General features: G+C 60.9%; 18 protein-coding genes, 2 tRNA genes and 2 pseudogenes. 8 read left to right on the top strand and 14 right to left on the bottom strand.

What is annotated here, in order from left to right; genetic code table 11:
• The first annotated feature begins 123 nt into the window (after nt 1-123).
• The 4 genes from ACIOVD_RS09360 (at nt 124) to ACIOVD_RS09345 (ending at nt 2,870) form a co-directional block, all read left to right on the top strand.
• Entirely contained in the window at nt 124-750 is a 627-nt protein-coding gene (locus ACIOVD_RS09360) for a DUF1780 domain-containing protein (protein WP_095166529.1), read from the top strand.
• Nucleotides 747-1,274 (top strand): MOSC domain-containing protein, encoded by a 528-nt coding sequence (locus ACIOVD_RS09355; RefSeq protein WP_401127268.1) that lies wholly within the window; start codon nt 747-749, stop codon nt 1,272-1,274. The genes ACIOVD_RS09360 and ACIOVD_RS09355 overlap by 4 nt, the downstream gene beginning before the upstream one ends.
• A 63-nt stretch (nt 1,275-1,337) precedes the next feature.
• Nucleotides 1,338-1,511, top strand: coding sequence for a DUF3094 domain-containing protein (locus ACIOVD_RS09350; protein ID WP_095166525.1), 174 nt, complete (start codon nt 1,338-1,340; stop codon nt 1,509-1,511).
• Between the two features lie 60 nt (nt 1,512-1,571).
• Nucleotides 1,572-2,870, top strand: coding sequence for an NAD(P)/FAD-dependent oxidoreductase (locus tag ACIOVD_RS09345; protein ID WP_095166523.1), 1,299 nt, complete (start codon nt 1,572-1,574; stop codon nt 2,868-2,870).
• Between the two features lie 170 nt (nt 2,871-3,040).
• Here the strand turns inward: ACIOVD_RS09345 and ACIOVD_RS09340 are convergent.
• The 5 genes from ACIOVD_RS09340 to rluD all read right to left on the bottom strand — a co-directional run bounded on the left by ACIOVD_RS09340 (nt 3,041) and on the right by rluD (nt 7,880).
• Nucleotides 3,041-3,117: transfer RNA gene (locus ACIOVD_RS09340), tRNA-Pro, on the bottom strand.
• 9 nt (nt 3,118-3,126) lie between these two features.
• Nucleotides 3,127-3,202 (bottom strand) — tRNA-Asn (locus ACIOVD_RS09335).
• A 298-nt stretch (nt 3,203-3,500) separates the two neighbouring features.
• Nucleotides 3,501-6,065: an ATP-dependent chaperone ClpB gene (clpB, locus tag ACIOVD_RS09330; protein WP_320333040.1), complete on the bottom strand. Its 2,565-nt coding sequence runs from the start codon at nt 6,063-6,065 to the stop codon at nt 3,501-3,503.
• Between the two features lie 130 nt (nt 6,066-6,195).
• Nucleotides 6,196-6,921 (bottom strand): peptidoglycan editing factor PgeF, encoded by a 726-nt coding sequence (gene pgeF, locus ACIOVD_RS09325; protein WP_095166519.1) that lies wholly within the window; start codon nt 6,919-6,921, stop codon nt 6,196-6,198.
• Nucleotides 6,918-7,880 (bottom strand): 23S rRNA pseudouridine(1911/1915/1917) synthase RluD, encoded by a 963-nt coding sequence (gene rluD / locus ACIOVD_RS09320; RefSeq protein ID WP_095166517.1) that lies wholly within the window; start codon nt 7,878-7,880, stop codon nt 6,918-6,920. The genes pgeF and rluD overlap by 4 nt, the downstream gene beginning before the upstream one ends.
• A 151-nt stretch (nt 7,881-8,031) precedes the next feature.
• Between rluD and ACIOVD_RS09315 the strand changes: the two genes are divergently transcribed.
• The 3 genes and pseudogenes from ACIOVD_RS09315 to ACIOVD_RS09305 form a co-directional block, all read left to right on the top strand.
• Nucleotides 8,032-9,048: an outer membrane protein assembly factor BamD gene (locus ACIOVD_RS09315; RefSeq protein WP_095166515.1), complete on the top strand. Its 1,017-nt coding sequence runs from the start codon at nt 8,032-8,034 to the stop codon at nt 9,046-9,048.
• Nucleotides 9,049-9,172: 124 nt separating this feature from the next.
• Nucleotides 9,173-9,409, top strand: coding sequence for a PP0621 family protein (locus ACIOVD_RS09310; protein WP_095166631.1), 237 nt, complete (start codon nt 9,173-9,175; stop codon nt 9,407-9,409).
• Between the two features lie 103 nt (nt 9,410-9,512).
• Nucleotides 9,513-10,466 (top strand): annotated as a pseudogene (locus ACIOVD_RS09305) (sigma-54 interaction domain-containing protein); the annotation flags it as partial.
• 9 nt (nt 10,467-10,475) lie between these two features.
• Here the strand turns inward: ACIOVD_RS09305 and thiO are convergent.
• From thiO to pilV, 5 genes and pseudogenes are all read right to left on the bottom strand, one after another.
• Nucleotides 10,476-11,576: a glycine oxidase ThiO gene (gene thiO, locus ACIOVD_RS09300; RefSeq protein WP_401127264.1), complete on the bottom strand. Its 1,101-nt coding sequence runs from the start codon at nt 11,574-11,576 to the stop codon at nt 10,476-10,478.
• 57 nt (nt 11,577-11,633) lie between these two features.
• Nucleotides 11,634-12,035: a type IV pilin protein gene (locus tag ACIOVD_RS09295; RefSeq protein ID WP_401127262.1), complete on the bottom strand. Its 402-nt coding sequence runs from the start codon at nt 12,033-12,035 to the stop codon at nt 11,634-11,636.
• Between the two features lie 156 nt (nt 12,036-12,191).
• Nucleotides 12,192-12,659: pseudogene (locus ACIOVD_RS09290) on the bottom strand (PilX N-terminal domain-containing pilus assembly protein); the annotation flags it as partial.
• A 9-nt stretch (nt 12,660-12,668) separates the two neighbouring features.
• Entirely contained in the window at nt 12,669-13,373 is a 705-nt protein-coding gene (locus ACIOVD_RS09285) for a PilW family protein (RefSeq protein WP_401127260.1), read from the bottom strand.
• Nucleotides 13,370-13,819: a type IV pilus modification protein PilV gene (pilV, locus tag ACIOVD_RS09280; protein ID WP_371917573.1), complete on the bottom strand. Its 450-nt coding sequence runs from the start codon at nt 13,817-13,819 to the stop codon at nt 13,370-13,372. Before pilV ends, ACIOVD_RS09285 begins: the two co-directional genes overlap by 4 nt.
• A 211-nt stretch (nt 13,820-14,030) precedes the next feature.
• Here pilV and ACIOVD_RS09275 point away from each other — a divergent pair, with 211 nt between their 5' ends.
• Nucleotides 14,031-14,570 (top strand): GspH/FimT family pseudopilin, encoded by a 540-nt coding sequence (locus tag ACIOVD_RS09275; protein WP_401127258.1) that lies wholly within the window; start codon nt 14,031-14,033, stop codon nt 14,568-14,570.
• Here ACIOVD_RS09275 and ispH read toward each other — a convergent pair.
• From ispH to ileS, 4 genes are all read right to left on the bottom strand, one after another.
• Nucleotides 14,547-15,494 carry a 4-hydroxy-3-methylbut-2-enyl diphosphate reductase gene (gene ispH, locus ACIOVD_RS09270; protein WP_095166506.1) on the bottom strand — a complete coding sequence of 316 codons (948 nt, stop codon included), beginning with the start codon at nt 15,492-15,494 and terminating at the stop codon, nt 14,547-14,549. The genes ACIOVD_RS09275 and ispH overlap by 24 nt on opposite strands.
• 152 nt (nt 15,495-15,646) lie before the next feature.
• The gene (fkpB, locus tag ACIOVD_RS09265) at nt 15,647-16,084 is read right to left on the bottom strand and encodes an FKBP-type peptidyl-prolyl cis-trans isomerase (RefSeq protein WP_174244638.1); all 438 of its coding nucleotides are present in this window, start codon (nt 16,082-16,084) and stop codon (nt 15,647-15,649) included.
• A 7-nt stretch (nt 16,085-16,091) separates the two neighbouring features.
• Nucleotides 16,092-16,604 (bottom strand): signal peptidase II, encoded by a 513-nt coding sequence (gene lspA / locus ACIOVD_RS09260; RefSeq protein ID WP_095166502.1) that lies wholly within the window; start codon nt 16,602-16,604, stop codon nt 16,092-16,094.
• Nucleotides 16,597-19,428: an isoleucine--tRNA ligase gene (gene ileS / locus ACIOVD_RS09255; RefSeq protein ID WP_159998043.1), complete on the bottom strand. Its 2,832-nt coding sequence runs from the start codon at nt 19,426-19,428 to the stop codon at nt 16,597-16,599. Before ileS ends, lspA begins: the two co-directional genes overlap by 8 nt.
• Between the last annotated feature and the right edge of the window lie 10 nt (nt 19,429-19,438).

The raw sequence follows: 19,438 nt of genomic DNA, 5'->3' as shown, positions 1-19,438 counted from the left end.
CCCCGCGCATAGTCACGGCCGCGCCAGGACATCCCGCCAGCCAGGCTTACCGGAATGCAAAAGTTTGCGCCTGTCCGACAAATTGTGTTCTTTGTGAACGCATTTGAACGCTAAGCTTGGCCTATGGATGATTCAGATTATTTACGCCTGCTGACCATCGCGGCCGAGCAGGCCAACGCGTTCCTCTCCAATGCCCGCAAATGGGAGCGTGAGCGTTGGGTGTGCCAGCGCCTGTTGCAGGGCTTGAACATTCCTTACCGCGCCGACGAGTTCAGCCCCGCCGGCGAGCCGCCCGACGTGCTGTTTCGCGAGGCCAATTTCGAAGTGTTCTTCGTTCTCGACGAAGGTCGGCGGCTCAATGACGAGTGGCGCGATGAACTGCAGCGCCGACGCAGCGCGTTCTCCTTGAGCCAGTTGGTGCGCCGCGAGGCCAAGCCCAAGCGGATTCCGGCCAACGAGTTTTTACTCAGGCTGGCGCCGACCCTGCGCAAAAAAGCGCACAACTACAAAGAACGTGGCATGGACCTGGGTGAACTGGACATCATCGCTTTCGCCAGCCTCAAGCGTGAAGTGCTGGACCTCAACAGCCATTTCCCACCCCCCACCGAATACCTGCGCCAGGGCTGGCGCTCGCTCTCACTGGTAGGCCCGACCTTCGCCCGCGTGCTCTTCGCCCATCCCGACGCGCCGGACTTCCTGCGCAGTAACCTGGGGCGCAGTATCGTCTTCGACGTCGGGATCAGCCTGTGAGCCCGTTGCAGGAGCTGATTGCCGCGGTACCCCAGCAAGGCCGCGTGCGTTGGCTGGGCGTGCGCCCACAATCGCGCGGGCCGATGCTCGCGCTCGATGCCGTGGAAGCACGCTTGGAGGCCGGCCTGACGGGCGATCATGCGCGGCCCGGGGTGCGCAATGCGCGGCAGGTCACGCTGATCCAGTGGGAACACCTGGCCGTGATCAGTTCCTTGATGGAACGCCCTGCAGACCAGCCGATCCAGCCCCAGGACTTGCGCCGCAATATTGTGGTCAGCGGGATCAATCTGTTCAGCCTCAAGGGCCGGCGCTTTCGAATCGGCCAGGCCATCTTCGAAACCACGGGCTGGTGCCAGCCCTGCGCCAGGCTCGAACAGAACCTCGGCCCAGGGACTTTCCAGGCCGTGCGCGGCCATGGCGGGATTACCGCGCGGGTGATACAAAGTGGCATCATTCGCCTGGATGACAGGCTGTGTGTCGAGCCCGTGCCAGCGAGCGGCTATGCTCCCTTCAATACGGGCTGACTTGGCCGTGCGCTGTAGCTTCTACACCTTTAGCAACGTCTATCTACCTGACGAGGCCTTGATATGACCAGCCGCCTGAACCCGGACGACCAACAGCATGTCGAAGAGTACCTGCACCTGTCCCAGCACCAAGTCGAGCGCCGGCCTTTTCGGCCGTGGATGCTCCTGGTGATAGTCCTGGCGGTGACCATTGGCCTGGGCCTGCTGAGCCGTTTTATCAGTTACCTGACGCTATGAGCTGCGTGGCGCTCGCTCGGGTAACTGCACCGATTTCTTTTAGCCTTGCGAGATATCCCCATGACTCATCGTATTGTCATCGTTGGCGGCGGCGCCGGCGGTCTGGAGTTGGCTACCCGTCTGGGTAAGACTCTGGGCAAGCGTGGCACGGCCAGTGTGATGCTGGTCGACGCCAACCTGACCCACATCTGGAAACCGCTGCTGCATGAAGTGGCCGCCGGTTCGCTGAACTCTTCCGAAGACGAACTCAACTATGTCGCCCAGGCCAAATGGAACCACTTCGAGTTCCAACTGGGGCGCATGAGCGGGCTCGATCGCGCGCAGAAGAAAATCCAGCTGGCCGCTACCTACGACGAAGCCGGCCTGGAGCTGGTACCGGCTCGTGAAGTGTCCTACGACTCGCTGGTAATCTCGGTAGGCAGCACCACCAACGACTTCGGCACCCTGGGCGCGGCCCAGCACTGCCTGTTCCTCGACACCCGCAAACAGGCCGAGCGTTTCCACCAGCAACTGCTCAACCATTACCTGCGTGCCCATGCCGGACAGACCGATAAGGTCGAGCAAATCAGCGTGGCCATCGTCGGCGCTGGCGCCACCGGTGTCGAGTTGGCCGCCGAACTGCACAACGCGGCCCATGAACTGGCCGCCTACGGCCTGGACCGGATCAAGCCGGAAAACATGCACATCACCCTGATCGAGGCTGGTCCCCGAGTGCTGCCGGCCCTGCCGGACCGGATCGGCGGTCCTGTGCATAAAACCCTGGAGAAACTTGGGGTCAATGTCATGACCAACGCGGCGGTCAGCGAAGTGACGGCCGATAGCCTGATCACCGCCGATGGCAATGTAATCAAAGCCAGCCTGAAAGTCTGGGCGGCCGGGATCCGCGCCCCGGGTTTCCTCAAGGATATCGACGGCCTGGAAACCAACCGCATCAACCAGCTGCAGGTATTGCCGACCCTGCAGACCACCCGCGACGAGAACATCTTCGCCTTCGGTGATTGCGCCGCCTGCCCGCAACCCGGGACTGATCGCAACGTGCCGCCGCGTGCCCAGGCTGCGCACCAGCAGGCTTCGCTACTGGCCAAATCGTTGAAACTGCGGATCGAAGGCAAACCACTGCCGTCCTACAAGTACACCGATTACGGATCGTTGATCTCGCTGTCGCGGTTTTCGGCTGTGGGTAACTTGATGGGCAACCTGACGGGCAGCGTGATGCTGGAGGGCTGGCTGGCGCGGATGTTCTACGTGTCGCTGTACCGCATGCACCAAGTGGCGCTGTACGGGCCGTTCCGCACGGCGATGCTGATGCTGGGCAGCAAGATTGGACGCGGCACCGAGCCACGCCTGAAATTGCACTGAGAACTCGATGTAACTCTTGCTCGCGATGACGGCAGCACATTCAACATCGACTGTGACTGATACACCGCTTTCGCGGGCAAGCCCGCTCCCACATTAGAGGTCTGCGGCACGTCGGGATTTTGTGCAGGCAAAAAAAATCCCCGTATCTTTCGATACGAGGATTTTTAATATGGTCGGGGTAAGGGGATTCGAACTCCTGACATCCTGCTCCCAAAGCAGGCGCGCTACCGGACTGCGCTATACCCCGGTTTGAAATTGGCTCCGTGACCAGGACTCGAACCTGGGACCCAATGATTAACAGTCATTTGCTCTACCGACTGAGCTATCACGGAACTACATATTTCAATCACAACATTTAAGCTTTACTGCGTTCTCTTCGACCCGTTCGCATCGCTGCGTTCGTGTGTCTGAGGCGCGCTATTCTACAACCTTAAACACCTCTGTCAACCCCCTAAATTGCTTTCAAGACAATGATTTGCAACTTATTTCAGATTTCTACTTGGGGAGTGGAAACCCTTGGGGCGACTTACTGCGGGGCGCACTTTACAAGCCTTTTCCTTACAGTTCAACACCCTGTGAAAAAAAAGGCCCCGCAATGCGGGGCCTCTGCTCTTTTACGGCAATCAGGCCTCAGTTGAACACGATTTCGTCGTTCACCACGGTGGCCGTTACGCTGGTGCCTGGCAGGAAGCTGCCCGACAGAATCAGTTGGGCCAGCGGGTTTTCGATCCAGCGCTGGATCGCTCGTTTGAGCGGCCGTGCGCCATAGACCGGGTCGTAACCCACCGCGATCAACTTATCCAACGCTTCGCTGCTCAGTTCCAGCTTCAGCTCACGCTCAGCCAGACGGCTGCGCAGGCGGCCCAACTGGATTTCAGTGATGCCGGCAATCTGATCACGGGCCAGAGGCTCGAAGATCACCACTTCGTCGATCCGGTTGATGAACTCCGGACGGAAGTGTGTCGACACCGCATCCATCACCGCGGCACGTTGCGCCTCACGATCACCCACCAGTTCCTGGATCTGTACCGAGCCCAGGTTGGACGTCATGACGATCACCGTATTACGGAAATCCACGGTGCGTCCGTGACTGTCGGTCAGGCGACCGTCTTCCAGCACTTGCAGCAATACGTTGAACACATCCGGGTGGGCCTTCTCGACCTCGTCCAGGAGGATCACCGAGTACGGCTTGCGACGTACCGCTTCGGTCAGGTAACCGCCCTCCTCGTAACCCACGTAGCCTGGTGGTGCCCCGATCAGCCGCGCCACGGAATGTTTCTCCATGAACTCGGACATGTCGATGCGCACCATCGACTCTTCCGTATCAAACAGGAACTCGGCCAGCGCCTTGCACAGCTCGGTCTTGCCCACGCCAGTCGGGCCGAGGAACATGAACGAACCACTTGGGCGGTTAGGGTCGGACAACCCGGCGCGCGAACGCCGCACCGCGTTGGCCACAGCCACCACGGCTTCGTTCTGGCCGATCACACGTTGGTGCAACAGGCTTTCCATCTTCATCAGCTTGTCGCGCTCACCCTCGAGCATTTTCGACACCGGGATACCGGTCCATTTCGACACGACTTCGGCAATTTCTTCTTCAGTCACCTTGCTGCGCAGCAACTGGTTTTCGCTCTTGCCATGCTGGTCGACCATTTGCAGGCTGCGCTCCAGGTCCGGGATCACCCCGTACTGCAACTCGGCCATGCGATTCAGGTCACCTTTGCGGCGGGCAGTTTCCAGTTCCTGGCGCGACTGCTCGATTTTCTGCTGGATCTGCGCAGAACCCTGCACTTCCGCTTTCTCCGAGGTCCAGATTTCCTCCAGGTCGGAATACTCGCGTTCCAACCGGACAATCTCTTCCTGGAGTTTTTCCAGGCGCTTGATCGCCGCTTCGTCATCTTCTTTCTTCAGGGCCTGGGATTCGACCTTGAGTTGAATCAGGCGCCGCTCCAGGCGATCCAGCACTTCGGGCTTGGAGTCGATTTCCATGCGAATGCGGCTGGCCGCTTCGTCGATCAGGTCGATGGCCTTGTCCGGCAACTGCCGGTCAGTGATATAGCGATGGCTCAGCTTGGCCGCCGCAATGATCGCACCGTCCGTGATCGCCACCTTGTGGTGAACCTCGTAGCGCTCTTTCAGGCCACGCAGGATAGCGATGGTGTCTTCCTCGCTTGGCTCATCCACCAGGACTTTCTGGAAGCGTCGCTCGAGGGCCGCGTCCTTCTCTATATATTGACGATACTCGTTGAGCGTGGTCGCGCCGACGCAGTGCAGCTCACCCCGGGCGAGGGCCGGCTTGAGCATGTTACCGGCATCCATCGAGCCTTCGCCTTTACCGGCGCCGACCATGGTGTGCAGTTCGTCGATGAACAGAATGATCTGCCCTTCCTGCTTCGACAGTTCGTTGAGCAGGCCTTTGAGGCGCTCTTCAAACTCGCCACGGTACTTGGCACCGGCAATCAGCGCGCCCATATCCAGCGACAGCAGGCGCTTGCCACGCAGGCCGTCTGGCACCTCACCATTGATGATGCGCTGGGCCAGGCCTTCGGCAATCGCGGTTTTACCCACACCCGGCTCACCGATCAGCACCGGGTTGTTTTTGGTCCGGCGCTGCAGGACCTGGATGGTCCGGCGAATTTCGTCATCACGACCGATCACCGGATCGAGCTTGCCGTCTTCGGCGCGCTTGGTCAGGTCGACCGTGTATTTATCCAGCGCCTGGCGCGATTCCTCGGCATTCGGGTCGTTCACTGCTTCACCACCACGCAGGTTGGTGATCGCATTCTCCAGAGCTTTCTTGCTCACGCCCTGGCCGAGCAGCAACTTGCCGAGTTTGCTGTTCTCGTCCATGGCGGCGAGCAGCACCAGCTCGCTGGAGATGAACTGATCACCTTTTTGCTGGGCCAAGCGGTCGGCCTGGTTGAGCAGGCGCGCGAGGTCCTGCGACATGTTCACGTCGCCAGTCGGATTCTGGATTTTTGGCAATTGGTCGAGCTCTTTGCTCAACGCGCTGCGCAGGCTGTTGACGTCGAAGCCCACTTGCATCAGCAGCGGCTTGATCGAGCCACCCTGCTGTTCAAGCAGTGCTTGCATCAGGTGCGCAGGTTCAATGCCCGGATGATCGAGGCCAACGGCCAGGGATTGGGCATCGGATAAGGCTAACTGCAATTTGCTGGTTAAACGGTCTATACGCATTGGTCACCTTCCTTTTGAGCAGGCCGGAGCGATGGACACACCTAAATAGAGAAACCTGCCAGATACCCCACTAGATGCGGTCGATTCTGGAAGATTCAAGCGTCGTGCAGTTGATGCAGGTCAGGAGAGTCTAGCGTTCGAGCCAGATCAGGGAGGCAAACCGGCCGGTGCGTGGCGCACGGCGGTAGGAAAAGAAGCGTGGGTCGGTCACGGTACACCAGCCGCCACCGTACACGGCGTTGACGCCGCGGGCTTTGAGGCGCAAACGCGCCAGCAGGTAGATGTCGGCCAGGTACTTGCCAGCATTGTGACTGGGCACAAAAGCCTGATGTGTTTCTGCAAGTTGCGCGATGAACACTTCGCGAACTTCCGGACCCACTTCAAAGGCCCTCGGGCCAATGGCCGGACCGAGCCAGACCAGCACTTGTGCCGGATCCACGGCGAGGCTGTCGAGCGTCGCCTCCAGCACGCCTGCGGCTAATCCGCGCCAGCCGGCATGAGCTGCCGCAACACGGCTACCGGCACGATCACAGAACAACACAGGCAGGCAATCGGCCGTCATCACCGTGCAGGCGATGCCGGGCGTGGCCGTCCAGCTGGCGTCCGCGGTCGCGACCAGGGCCGGGTCAGCGTGAGCCACGGCAACACCGTGCACCTGCTGTAACCAGGCCGGTTGTATCGCAAAGTGATCCGTCAGGCGCCGGCGATTCTCGGCCACTGCTGCAGGGCTGTCATCAACATGATCGCCCAGGTTGAGGCTGTCGAACGGCGTCAGGCTGACGCCGCCCGCACGGGTGGTGACACAGGCTTTGACCCCGGCAGGCAGCGGCCAGTCAGGAATCAGCCAGTCACTCATCCGATGAACGCCTCACGGTCCTGCTTGAGCAGCGTCAGCAACCAGACGAAATCTTCTGGTAGTGGCGATTCCCAGCTCATGCGCTTGCCGGTGGTCGGATGATCCAGTTCCAGGAAACGCGCATGCAGCGCCTGACGCGGGAAGTGTTTCAGCGACTCGACCATGGTCACACTGGCTGCCGGCGGGATACGGAAGCGACCGCCGTAGGCAGGGTCTCCGACCAACGGGAAGTTGATGTGGGCCATGTGCACCCGAATCTGGTGGGTTCGACCGGTTTCCAGCTTGACCCGCACGTGGGTGTGGGAGCGGAAACGCTCGAGCACACGGTAGTGGCTGACCGCCTGCTTGCCGCCTTCCATTACCGCCATGCGCTGGCGCTGCTGGCCGTGACGACCGATCGGCGCGTTGATCTTGCCGCCGGCGGTGACCACACCAATCACGATGCACTCGTAGATCCGGCTGACACTGCGGCTCTGCAACTGTGTAACCAGTTGCGTCTGCGCCTGAATGGTCTTGGCCACCACCATCAAACCGGTGGTGTCCTTGTCCAGACGGTGCACGATACCGGCGCGCGGAACATTGATGATGTCCGGCACGTGGTGCAGCAAGGCGTTGAGCAACGTGCCGTCGGCGTGACCGGCGGCAGGATGCACCACCAGCCCGGCAGGCTTGTTGATCACCAGGATGTCGTCATCTTCATAGACGATGTCCAGGGCGATGTCTTGAGCGATCCATTCGCCCTGAGCTTCCTGCTCGGCGGTCAACTCAAGGATAGCGCCACCATGGACAATGTCTCGCGGGCGGATAACCGCCCCATCCACAGTCAGGCGGCCGTCTTTGATCCAGGCGGAAAGGCGCGAGCGCGAGTGCTCAGCGAATAATTGTGCGGCGACTTGATCGAGGCGTTGGCCGCCCAATTCGGACGGCACCTCTGCGCGGAGTTCAATTTTATCGGACATGCTCAGACTAGGCGTCGGCACAGCCTTTGGTTTCGGCTGCGCGCTTGTGGTTAAATACGGCGTCTTTTGCCCCGAGGCTATTCAACGGGGCACTCATCATAACAGGACGGCCCCGCCCAAGACAGCGGCCGTCATAGGGACGCAAGCCGCCATGCAAGTGAAACACCTGCTGCTGATCGCCATCCTCGCATTGACCGCTGCTTGCTCGTCGAAGGAAGTCGTAGACGAAAACCTCAGCGAAGTCGAGCTGTACCAGCAGGCTCAGACCGATCTGGACAACAACAGCTACACCGCGGCCACAGCGAAGCTGAAGGCCCTGGAGTCGCGTTATCCCTTCGGCCGCTATGCGGACCAGGCTCAACTCGAACTGATTTATGCGAACTACAAGAACGCCGAGCCCGAGGCTGCCAAGTCGGCTGCCGAGCGCTTCATCCGCCTGCACCCCCAGCACCCGAACGTCGACTATGCCTATTACCTCAAGGGCCTGACCTCGTTTGACCAGGATGTTGGGCTGCTGGCGCGCTTCCTGCCGCTGGACATGACCAAGCGTGACCCAGGTGCAGCCCGCGACTCGTACAACGAATTCGCCCAGCTCACCAGCCGCTACCCCAACAGCCGCTACGCGCCGGACGCCAAGCAGCGCATGATCTACCTGCGCAACCTGCTGGCCTCCTACGAAATCCACGTTGCCGACTACTACCTGACCCGTCAGGCCTATGTCGCAGCGGCCAACCGCGGTCGCTACGTGGTGGAAAACTTCCAGGAAACACCGTCGGTCGGTGATGGCTTGGCCGTGATGGTCGAAGCCTACCAGCGCCTGCACCTGGACGAGTTGGCCAATACCAGCCTGGAAACCCTGAAGCTGAACTACCCGAATCACTCAAGCCTGGTGGACGGTCAGTTCGTGCCACGGGTTGCCGAAGCCGACAACCGTTCGTGGGCCAGCAAGGCCACCTTGGGCCTGATCGAGTCCCGTCCGCCGCTGCCGCCGGGTGAAACCCGCGCCAACCAGGACATCATGAAGCAGTATCAGGATGCCAAGGACTCCATCCCGGCCGAGCTCAAGCCACAAGACGGCGATGCTGTCGAAGAAGAGCAACACGAAGCGGAAGGCAGCAACGACGACCGCTCCTGGTTCAGCTACATGACCTTCGGCGTGTTCGACTGATACCCGCCAGGTACACAAAAGGAGACTTTCGAGTCTCCTTTTTTATTTCCGGATTTTATAGCGCTGTGCGCTGGATGAGACCTTGGCTAAACTGCCCAATCATCCTCCCAAAAAGCCGCTGACCATGCTTCGTTTACTGTTCTGGATTGCCCTGATTGCTGCTGCGGTATGGTTCTGGCGCAAGTTCAAGCGCCCCGCCGATGCCTCCCGCCCGACACCCAGCGAGCAAAATGCACCACCCATGGTCCGTTGCGCCCACTGCGGTGTTCACCTGCCACGCGACCGCGCCCTGAGCCTGCAGCAACAGTGGTATTGCAGCCAGGGCCACCTTGAGCAAGGCCCAAGCTCGCGGGATCGTTGAGGCATTACCTGCCGCTACTCAAGTAGCGGCGACAAACGTTAGCCCACGGACGGACACGACGTTGAAGACTTCCCAGCATATTCCGGCTCCCCCCTGCCGGCTCCGGCGCCTGCTGGGTGATTCGCTGCCCATCCGTAGCCTGCGCCAGCAGATCGACAAACTGGCCCACAGCCAGGCTGCGGTGTACATCAGCGGCGAATCAGGTAGTGGCAAAGAGCTGGTTGCCCGGCTGATTCACGATCAAGGCCCACGCGCCAGCCAGCCTTTCATCCCCGTCAACTGCGGGGCCATCCCGACGGACCTGATGGAAAGCGAATTTTTCGGTCACCGCAAAGGCAGTTTCAGCGGCGCCATCGAAGACAAGCCCGGGTTATTCCAGGCAGCGAATGCAGGGACCCTGTTCCTTGATGAAGTCGCGGACCTGCCCCTGAGCATGCAGGTCAAACTGCTCAGGGCCATCCAGGAAAAGGCCGTGCGCAGCATCGGTCAGTTGCACGAAAGCCTGATTGATACGCGAATACTCTGTGCCACGCACAAGAACCTGGACGCAGAAGTCAGCGCCGGACGTTTTCGTCAGGACCTGTACTATCGGCTGAACGTGATCGAGCTGCGCGTGCCGCCGTTACGCGAGTGCCGCGGTGACATAGAGCTGCTGGCCACCCAGATGCTCAAACGCCTGGCCGCCGACACGGGCGCGCCCCTCGCACACCTGCTGCCGCAAGCCCTGGAGGCCCTCAAGGGCTATGGTTTTCCGGGTAACGTCCGCGAACTGGAAAACATGCTCGAACGCGCCCACACACTGTGTGAAAACCAGCAGATAGGAACCAGTGATTTGCGGCTGATCCAAGCCGATGGCAGCGCTAGTGCCAGTGAGGACGCCCCTCTCTGCGACCTGAAGCAGGTCGACAACCTCCAGCATTACCTGGAGGAGATCGAGCGCCGGGTGATTCGCCTAGCCCTGGAACAAACCCGCTGGAACCGCACGGCAGCCGCCCAGCGCTTGGGCCTGTCGTTTCGCTCCCTGCGTTACCGGTTGAAAAAGCTCGGCCTGGAGTGAAGCGCAGCCTCAGATTCGGCCGGCCGGCGCATAGGGGGCCGGATCGATCACTGGCTCGCGTCCCAGCAACACATCGGCGAACAGCTGGCAGGAAGCGGGCGCGAGTACCAGGCCATTGCGGTAATGCCCACAGTTGAGCCACAACCCGCCAACCCCCGGCACCGCACCAATATAGGGAACACCCTCTGGTGAACCGGGACGCAGGCCCGCCCAATGCCCAACCACTTCGGCCCGTGCGAGCGCTGGAATCAACTCCACTGCCGAAGCCTTGAGGCTTTCCAGCGCAGTCTCGGTCGGCGTCTTGTCGAACCCTTCGTGCTCCAGGGTGCTGCCGATCAGGATGTGGCCGTCGCGACGTGGAATAGCGTAACGGCCCTTGGCCAGAACCATGCTCGAGAGAAAGTCCGCTTCACACTTGTAGAGAATCATCTGGCCTTTCACCGGTTCCACCGGCAAAACCAGGCCCAGGGTCTTGAGCAGATCGCCACTCCAGGCACCTGCGGTCAGCACCACCTGATCACCCAGGATCGGGCCGCTGGAACTCTCGACTCCCAGCACTCGCTCACCCTGGCGAATGAAGCCGCTGACCTCGCACTGTTCGTGAACGATCACGTTGGGCAGCGCCAGCAATGCCGCCTTGAGTGATTTGACCAGGCGCGGGTTACGCACGTTGGCCACATCTGCCATGTAGATAGCACGAGAAAATCCTGACCCCAACACGGGCACGTGGTCGTGAGCGGCCGAGATATCCACAGCTCTGAGCGGGCGGTTTTCCCGCTGCGCCCAGGCCAGCGCCTCGGCTTCGTCCTCCAGGTCCAGCCAGTACAAGCCCGTGGTATGAACCTCAGGGTCGACCCCGGTGGCGGCGAACAAGCGCTCGGCCAACTGTGGATAAAAGTCCTGGGACCAATGAGCCAAGGCCGTGACTGCCGGACTGTAGCGCCATGGATACAGCGGCGAAACGATACCGCCGCCCGCCCAGGAAGATTCCTGGCCAAGACTGGAACGATCCAGCAGGATCACCCGCTCTACATGGGGCGCCAGATTAAACGCCGTCAGCAGGCCGATCACTCCGCCGCCGACAATCACCACTTGCTCTTGCTTGGCCATCATCTGATCCAACAGTAAAAAAGACAGGGGGTGCAAGCCGCACCCCGAAAAAGCGCCTCAGCGGCCCCAGCAATCTTTGCTGGTCAGCTCGGCTGCCGCATTGTTCATGCCCATCACACCGGTGTTGCTCAGCGTGAGATCGCCACATTTGTCGCTGGCCATGCTGCCGTCAGACTTACGCACGGCCGTCAGCAGGAAGCTTTGATCTGCCAGGGTCGGGACGATGCTGTAGTACTCGTTACCGGCACTCAGTCCCGTGGCCTTGCTGTAGACATTGTTTTGGGAGTGGAAGCGCTCAAGCAACTGCGCCTGCTCTGACAGCAGCCCTGCGATCTCGCTACGGTGGGTCTTTTTCACGTACTCGGTGAGCAGCGGAGCGGATATGGTCACCACAATGCCGATGATCGCGATCACAATCATGATTTCGATCAGGGTAAAGCCTTGGTTGAATCTACGCATTGCCTCAAGTCTCACTTACTGTATTTGTCGCCACATGATTCGACGGCTGCCGCCATCGCTGTTTTCAACCGCGCAGGGCCTGCCGTCGCCGAGGGTCTCCCCAGCCAAGCAGGTGCCGAGCATCTTACCGCCGATCGCAGCGGCTTCGCTCTCGATCTTGGCATAAATACTCTCCACCACCGTACGTGAATGGCCACCCAGCCCCACTGCGCTGACCCGATACAGCGTGGCCCTGGTATCCACCGGAACCCGCACCGCCCCCGTGATACTGCCCAGGCTCTGCACCCCATAAACGCCATTGGCGGCGGCGATCCAGGTCACCCCGGACGTGGCGTTGAACCCGGCCGAGGTGACTACCGAGGATTCGGCCGGCGGCCCGCAGCGTATCCCCCCAGCGCACTCCGGCAATAAGTAGCTGCTACGCTGCACGGCACTCTCGCCAATCCGCAGGGCCGCCTCCGCCCCCTGGAATGACTGATTGCGCGCGACCAGGCTTGCCGCCAGTTTTTCCTGGAGTGTGGCGTTCTGCATCGCCGCAACCCCGATCAGCGTCAACAGCGAGAGGAATACCAGGCTCAGCAACAGCGCCATGCCCGACTGGGCTCTTGTCTTGAGAGACGTCATCAGCGCCTCCTAAGGCAAGCGGTTACGCAAGCTGGCCACGACATTGAAGGTTTGATCGCGCACGCGCTGGCCGGGATCTGCCAGAGTCAGGGTCAAGCGTACGCTGCGGATCCGCGCCGGGTCGCCGGGGTTGGGGCTGTAACTGGAAACTGCTGTACCGCTGGCACTGTCGGCCAGACCGAAACTCACGGCAAAGGCCTTGACGTTGCTGACCAGGGCCTGCGTGCTGTCACCTGCCGTCAGCAGGATTTCGTCATCACGCAGGCGGTAATCCAGGCGGCGAATCGCTAAGGCAATTTCTCCCGCTGCCGGGCTCTGTCGCTTGCTGTAGGCAGTGGCCCGGGTGCGACAGTCCGACACTACCGTCCAGGTCGGCACGCCGCCATTGCCGCCAACGTCCGCGGTGACCAGGCTGAGCTTTTTCAAGGTGTTGTCCCATTTGATCGGTGCGTTGCGGCCAGCACTGAAATCCCCGCTTTCACTGGCATCGGTGATGTTTTGCAGGCAACCGAACACACCGACCATGCGAATCTCCTGCAGCAACTTGCTCAAGACAAAACGCGCATCTTCCTGCATGCCGGCCGCTGCGTTCTGCGCGCGGTAGGTGTTGTTCGCCGCCATGAAGATCTGCGTCACACCCAGCACTACCGCCAGGCTGATGGCTAACGCCAGTAGCAGCTCGATCAGGCTGAACCCCCGGCACCTGCAGCTCATGGCGCCCCCAGCGGTTCGACCGCGACACGACTGCTCAAGACCAGGCTACGCCGGGTATCCGCAATACCGGCGGCGCGTGCGTCATCCCAGGTAATGGTGATGCTGTACAGCCCTTGGGCGTGGCTGATACTGCCGCGGGCGCTAGAGCCACCGAACTCGCGGATATAGCTGTGGAAATCCGCCAGGTCTTGATTCCGCGCCGACACCACAGGGCCCGATATCGGCGCAGGGAGACTGTAGTCAGCCGCCACATTGGCGCGAATCCGGTCCAGCATGTCGTAGGCAATAAAACTCGCCTGGCTGCTCATCAGCGAGCTGTCGGTGTATTTCAAGGCATTGAGCTGAACCGCCGCCGCCCCTAGCAACCCTGCAGTCAGAATCAGCAAGGCCACCATCACTTCAATCAAAGTCACACCGCCCTGTGCACCCGCTACCGTCATCCGCACGGTTCCTACCTCCCTGTGATCGATCCTGATCACCAGGAAGGTTAGCGCCGGCTGCGCGTCGCTGCTCGCCGCCGGAACAAGGCGCAATACATTCGCGACTGCGCCAGTGCGGCCCTACGCAGCGAAACCTTTTGCACAATGATTGACCACCATCCTGGGCCGCCAACAGCTACACCTAGGGATACCTCGTAACTCCAGGGAAGGAGCCGTCATGGATCAAAAAGGCCTGGGCTTGATCGAGTTGCTGGTGGGCCTGGCCATTGCCGCCATGGCGCTGCACCTCAGCGTGCCGGCGCTCAGTCAATACGCGCAGTCAGTGCGCCGGGAAAGCGCGGCCCTGAGCCTTGCCAGCGGCCTGCGCAATGCGCGCAGCGAGGCGCTGCTGCGCAATCAGGCGGTGGTGGTGCATGGCTTGAACGATGACTGGAGCCAGGGCTGGCGAATCATCCTGGACCTCAGTAGTCGCGGCCAGGAGGACAGCAGCAACCCACTGTTGCGCCAGCACCAGACTGGCGGACCGCTGCGGATCGTCGGCAATCAATGGGTCAGGCGTTTTGTACGATTCAGCAGCCTGGGTGAGCCGTTATTGCCCGCAGGTACTTTTCAGGTAGGGACGTTGCACATCTGCGCGAGCCGCCAGCCGATCAGCCACCATCAGGTGGTGCTGTCCAGAAGCGGCCGCGTCAGCCTGCGCCACGACAAGGCCGAGCAGGCCTTGTGCGCGGGATCAAAGCAGGGAGCGAACCCGTAGTTCCTTGGGCATGGAGAAGGTGATGTTCTCCTCGCGACCGGCCAGTTCATCGGCACCGGTGGCACCCCAGGCGTGCAACTGCTGGATTACCCCACGAACCAGCACTTCCGGTGCCGAAGCCCCGGCGGTGATGCCGATCCGCTCGACGCCATCGAACCAGCTGCGCTGCAAATCTTCGGCGCCGTCGATCAGGTAGGCCGGGGTAGCCATGCGCTCGGCTAGTTCACGCAGGCGGTTGGAGTTGGAGCTGTTGGGGCTGCCCACCACCAACACCACATCGCATTCGTCGGCCAGTTGCTTGACCGCATCCTGACGGTTTTGCGTGGCGTAGCAGATGTCGTCCTTGCGTGGACCGCCAATGGCCGGGAAACGCGTGCGCAAGGCGTCGATCACCCGACTGGTGTCATCCATCGACAAGGTGGTCTGGGTGACGAAGGCGAGCTTGTCCGGGTTATGCACCTGCAAGGCGGCAACATCTTTTTCGTCTTCGACAAGGTAGATCGCACCGCCGTTGCTGGCATCGTACTGGCCCATGGTGCCTTCGACTTCCGGGTGGCCGGCATGCCCGATCAGGATGCACTCGCGACCGTCGCGGCTATAGCGCGCGACTTCGATATGCACCTTGGTCACCAACGGGCAAGTTGCGTCGAACACCTTCAGGCCACGGCCTGCGGCTTCGCTGCGAACAGCCTGGGAAACCCCGTGGGCGCTGAAAATCACGATGACGTCATCCGGCACCTGATCCAGCTCCTCGACGAAAATCGCTCCGCGTGCACGCAGGTCTTCAACCACGAACTTGTTATGGACCACTTCGTGGCGCACATAGATCGGCGGCCCGAAGACTTCCAGGGCGCGGTTGACGATTTCGATCGCCCGGTCCACACCGGCGCAGAAGCCACGGGGATTGGCGAGTTTGATTTGCATGCTGTGCCTCGTGTCTTGCCCTGTAGGAGCGGGTGCCCGCTTGCGGTTTGCTCGCGAAAAACTCAAAGACACCGCGTTTATCCAGGATATACGCGTCATCGTTAACGATCATCGCGAGCAAGCTCGCTCCTACAAAAGGCCGGCTTAGTCGGTTAGAGCGCTTTAACGTCGATGATCTCTACGTCAAAGGTCAAGGTCTTGCCCGCCAGCGGGTGGTTGAAGTCGATGGTCACTTGCGTGTCATCGAATTCCTTGACCACACCCGGCAGCTCGGTGTTGGCCGCATCGTTGAAGATCACCAGCAAACCCGGGGACAGCTCCATGTCCTGGAACTGCGAGCGCGGGATGATCTGTACGTTCTGCGGGTTGGGCTGGCCAAACGCACGCTCTGGCTCGATGCTCAGTGTACGCTTGTCGCCCGCCTTGAAGCCGAACAAGGCGGCTTCGAAACCTGGCAACAGGTTGCCATCGCCGACCTTGAAGGTCGCCGGGGCTTTGTCGAAGGTGCTGTCGACGGTGTCGCCGTTCTCCAGGCGCAATGCGAAATGCAAAGTGACTTCCGTGTTCTGACCGATGCGTTGCTCAGCCAATACCTGTTCAGTCATGAACGGTTTCTCCGGTTTTCTTGCTTTTGAACATATCCAGCGCAAGCATCACGGCGCCGACGCTGATGGCGCTATCGGCAAAGTTGAACGCTGGGAAATACCAGCGGTTCTGCCAATGCACCAGAATGAAGTCGATTACATGGCCCAGGGCAATGCGGTCGTACAGGTTGCCCAGCGCCCCGCCCAGCACCAGCGCCAGGGCGACGGCCAGCCAAGTGTCGTTGCGCCCCAGGCGCTTGAGCCAGACCACCAGCACGCCACTGACCACGATCGCGATCAAGGCGAACAGCCAACGCTGCCAACCACCGCCATCAGCCAGGAAGCTGAAGGCCGCACCCGTGTTGTAGGCCAGGGTCCAGCTGAAGTAATCGGGGATCACCACGATCTGCTGGTACATCGTCAACGAACCTTCGAAGTAGAACTTGCTGGCCTGGTCGATGACCAGGACCAGCAGGCTCAACCACAGCCAGCTCAACCGTCCGAAACGGCTAGCAGCATCAGGCATAGTGACGAACCTCGCCTGCGCCGCTGATGTTGTCAACGCAACGACCGCAGATTTCCGGATGCTCCGGGTTCACCCCGACGTCCTCGCGGCAGTGCCAGCAACGGGCGCACTTGGCGAAGCCCGACTTGACCACCTTGAGTTTCAGGCCGCTGACTTCGGTCGCGACTGCGTCGGCCGGTGCCTGCACGAACGGGGCAATGCTCGCGGTCGAGGTGATCAGGACGAAGCGCAGTTCGTTGCTCAGCTTGGCCAGGTCGGCGCTCAGCGCTTCTTCGGCGAACAGCGTCACTTCGGCTTGCAGGTTGCCACCCACCGCCTTGGCAGCGCGCTGGATTTCCATTTCCTTGTTGACCGCCACCTTGACCGCCATGATCCGCTCCCAGTAGGCGCGGTCCAGCTCGAAGCCTTCCGGCAGTTCGCTGAGGCCTTCGTACCAGGTGTTGAGCATGACCGATTCGTTACGCTCGCCCGGCAGGTACTGCCACAGCTCGTCGGCGGTGAAGGCCAGGATCGGCGCGATCCAGCGCACCAGCGCTTCAGAGATGTGGTACAGCGCGGTTTGCGCCGAACGGCGGGCCTTGCTGTTAGCGCCGGTGGTGTACTGGCGATCCTTGATGATGTCCAGGTAGAAACCGCCCAGCTCCTGCACGCAGAAGTTGTGGATCTTGGAGTAGACGTTCCAGAAGCGGTATTCACCGTAGTGCTCTTGCAACTCGCGTTGCAGCAGCAAGGTGCGGTCCACGGCCCAACGGTCCAGGGCGAGCATTTCGTCGGCCGGCAGGATGTCAGTGGCCGGGTTGAAACCGCTCAGGTTGGAAAGCAGGAAGCGCGCGGTGTTACGGATCCGCCGGTAGGCGTCCGCACTGCGTTGCAGGATCTGCTCGGAAACCGCCATTTCACCCGAATAATCGGTGGAAGCCACCCACAGACGCATGATGTCGGCACCCAGGGTGTCGTTGACCTTCTGTGGCGCAATCACGTTGCCCAGGGACTTGGACATCTTGCGGCCGGACTCATCGACAGTGAAACCGTGGGTCAGCAGCTCGCGGTACGGCGCGTGGTTGTCGATGGCGCAACCGGTCAGCAGGGACGAGTGGAACCAGCCACGGTGCTGGTCCGAACCTTCCAGGTACAGGTCGGCACGCGGACCGCTTTCGTGGCCCATCGGGTGCGAACCGCGCAGGACGTGCCAGTGCGTGGTGCCCGAGTCGAACCAGACGTCGAGGGTGTCGCTGATTTTGTCGTACTGTGGCGCTTCATCGCCCAGCAGCTCGGCAGCGTCCATCTTGAACCAGGCTTCGATGCCTTCGACTTCGACGCGCTGGGCCACCAGCTCCATCAGCTCAACGGTACGCGGGTGCAGTTCGCCGCTTTCCTTGTTCAGGAAGAACGGGATCGGCACACCCCAGTTGCGCTGGCGGGAGATGCACCAGTCAGGACGGTTGGCGATCATCGAGTGCAGGCGTGCCTGGCCCCAGGCCGGAACGAATTTGGTCTCTTCGATAGCCTTGATCGCACGCTTGCGCAGGGTCTCGCCAGTTGCCGGCTCTTTGTCCATGCCGATGAACCACTGCGCGGTGGCGCGGTAGATCAGCGGGGTCTTGTGACGCCAGCAGTGCATGTAGCTGTGTTCGATGATGGTGGTGTGCAGCAGCGCACCCACTTCAGTCAGTTTGTCGACGATGGCCGGGTTGGCCTTCCAGATGAACTGGCCGCCGAAGAACTCCAGCGACGTCGCGTACACACCGTTGCTTTGCACTGGGTTGAGGATGTCGTCGTTGACCATGCCGTACTTCTTGCAGGTCACGAAGTCGTCCACGCCGTAGGCCGGGGCGGAGTGAACCACACCGGTACCAGCGCCCAGTTCGACGTAGTCCGCAAGGTAAACCGGCGACAGGCGATCGTAGAACGGGTGACGGAAGTTGATCAGCTCCAGCTCTTTACCGGTGGTGGTCGCGATGACCGAACCTTCCAGGCTATAGCGGGCCAGGCACGATTCCACCAGCTCTTCAGCCAGCACCAGCAGCTGGTCACCGACGTCGACCAGGGCGTAGTTGAATTCCGGGTGAACGTTGAGCGCCTGGTTGGCCGGGATGGTCCACGGGGTGGTGGTCCAGATCACGATCGAAGCCGGCTTGCCCAGCGATGCCAGGCCGAAAGCCGTAGCCAGTTTGGCTTCATCGGCAATCGGGAAGGCAACGTCGATGGTCGAGGACTTCTTGTTCTCGTATTCGACTTCCGCTTCGGCCAGGGCCGAACCGCAGTCAAAGCACCAGTTCACGGGCTTGAGGCCCTTGAACACGAAACCACCCTTGACGATTTCAGCCAAGGCGCGGATTTCGCCGGCCTCGTTCTTGAAATCCATGGTCTTGTACGGGTTGGCGAAGTCGCCCAGCACACCCAGGCGGATGAACTCGGACTTCTGCCCTTCGATCTGCTCGGTGGCGTAGGCACGGCACAGTTCGCGGGTCTTGTCCGCGCCCAGGTTCTTGCCGTGGGTCACTTCGACTTTGTGCTCGATCGGCAGGCCGTGGCAGTCCCAGCCCGGGACATAAGGTGCGTCGAAGCCCGACAGGGTCTTCGAACGAATGATCATGTCCTTGAGAATCTTGTTGAGCGCGTGACCGATATGAATGGTGCCGTTGGCGTACGGAGGACCGTCGTGCAGCACGAACTTCGGACGATCCTTACCAATCTCACGCAACTTCTGGTACAGGCCAATGCTGTCCCAGCGCTGCAGAATCTGCGGTTCGCGCTGAGGCAGGCCGGCCTTCATTGGGAAGGCGGTGTCCGGAAGGTTTAGCGTGGCTTTATAGTCGGTCATTTAAGGCTCT

The organism is Pseudomonas sp. NPDC087626 (genome assembly GCF_044743405.1).
In the GTDB taxonomy this organism is placed as follows: Bacteria; Pseudomonadota; Gammaproteobacteria; order Pseudomonadales; family Pseudomonadaceae; genus Aquipseudomonas.
The sequence above is the reverse complement of the archived record's forward strand: the minus strand, read 5'-3'. Positions and strand labels throughout refer to the sequence as shown.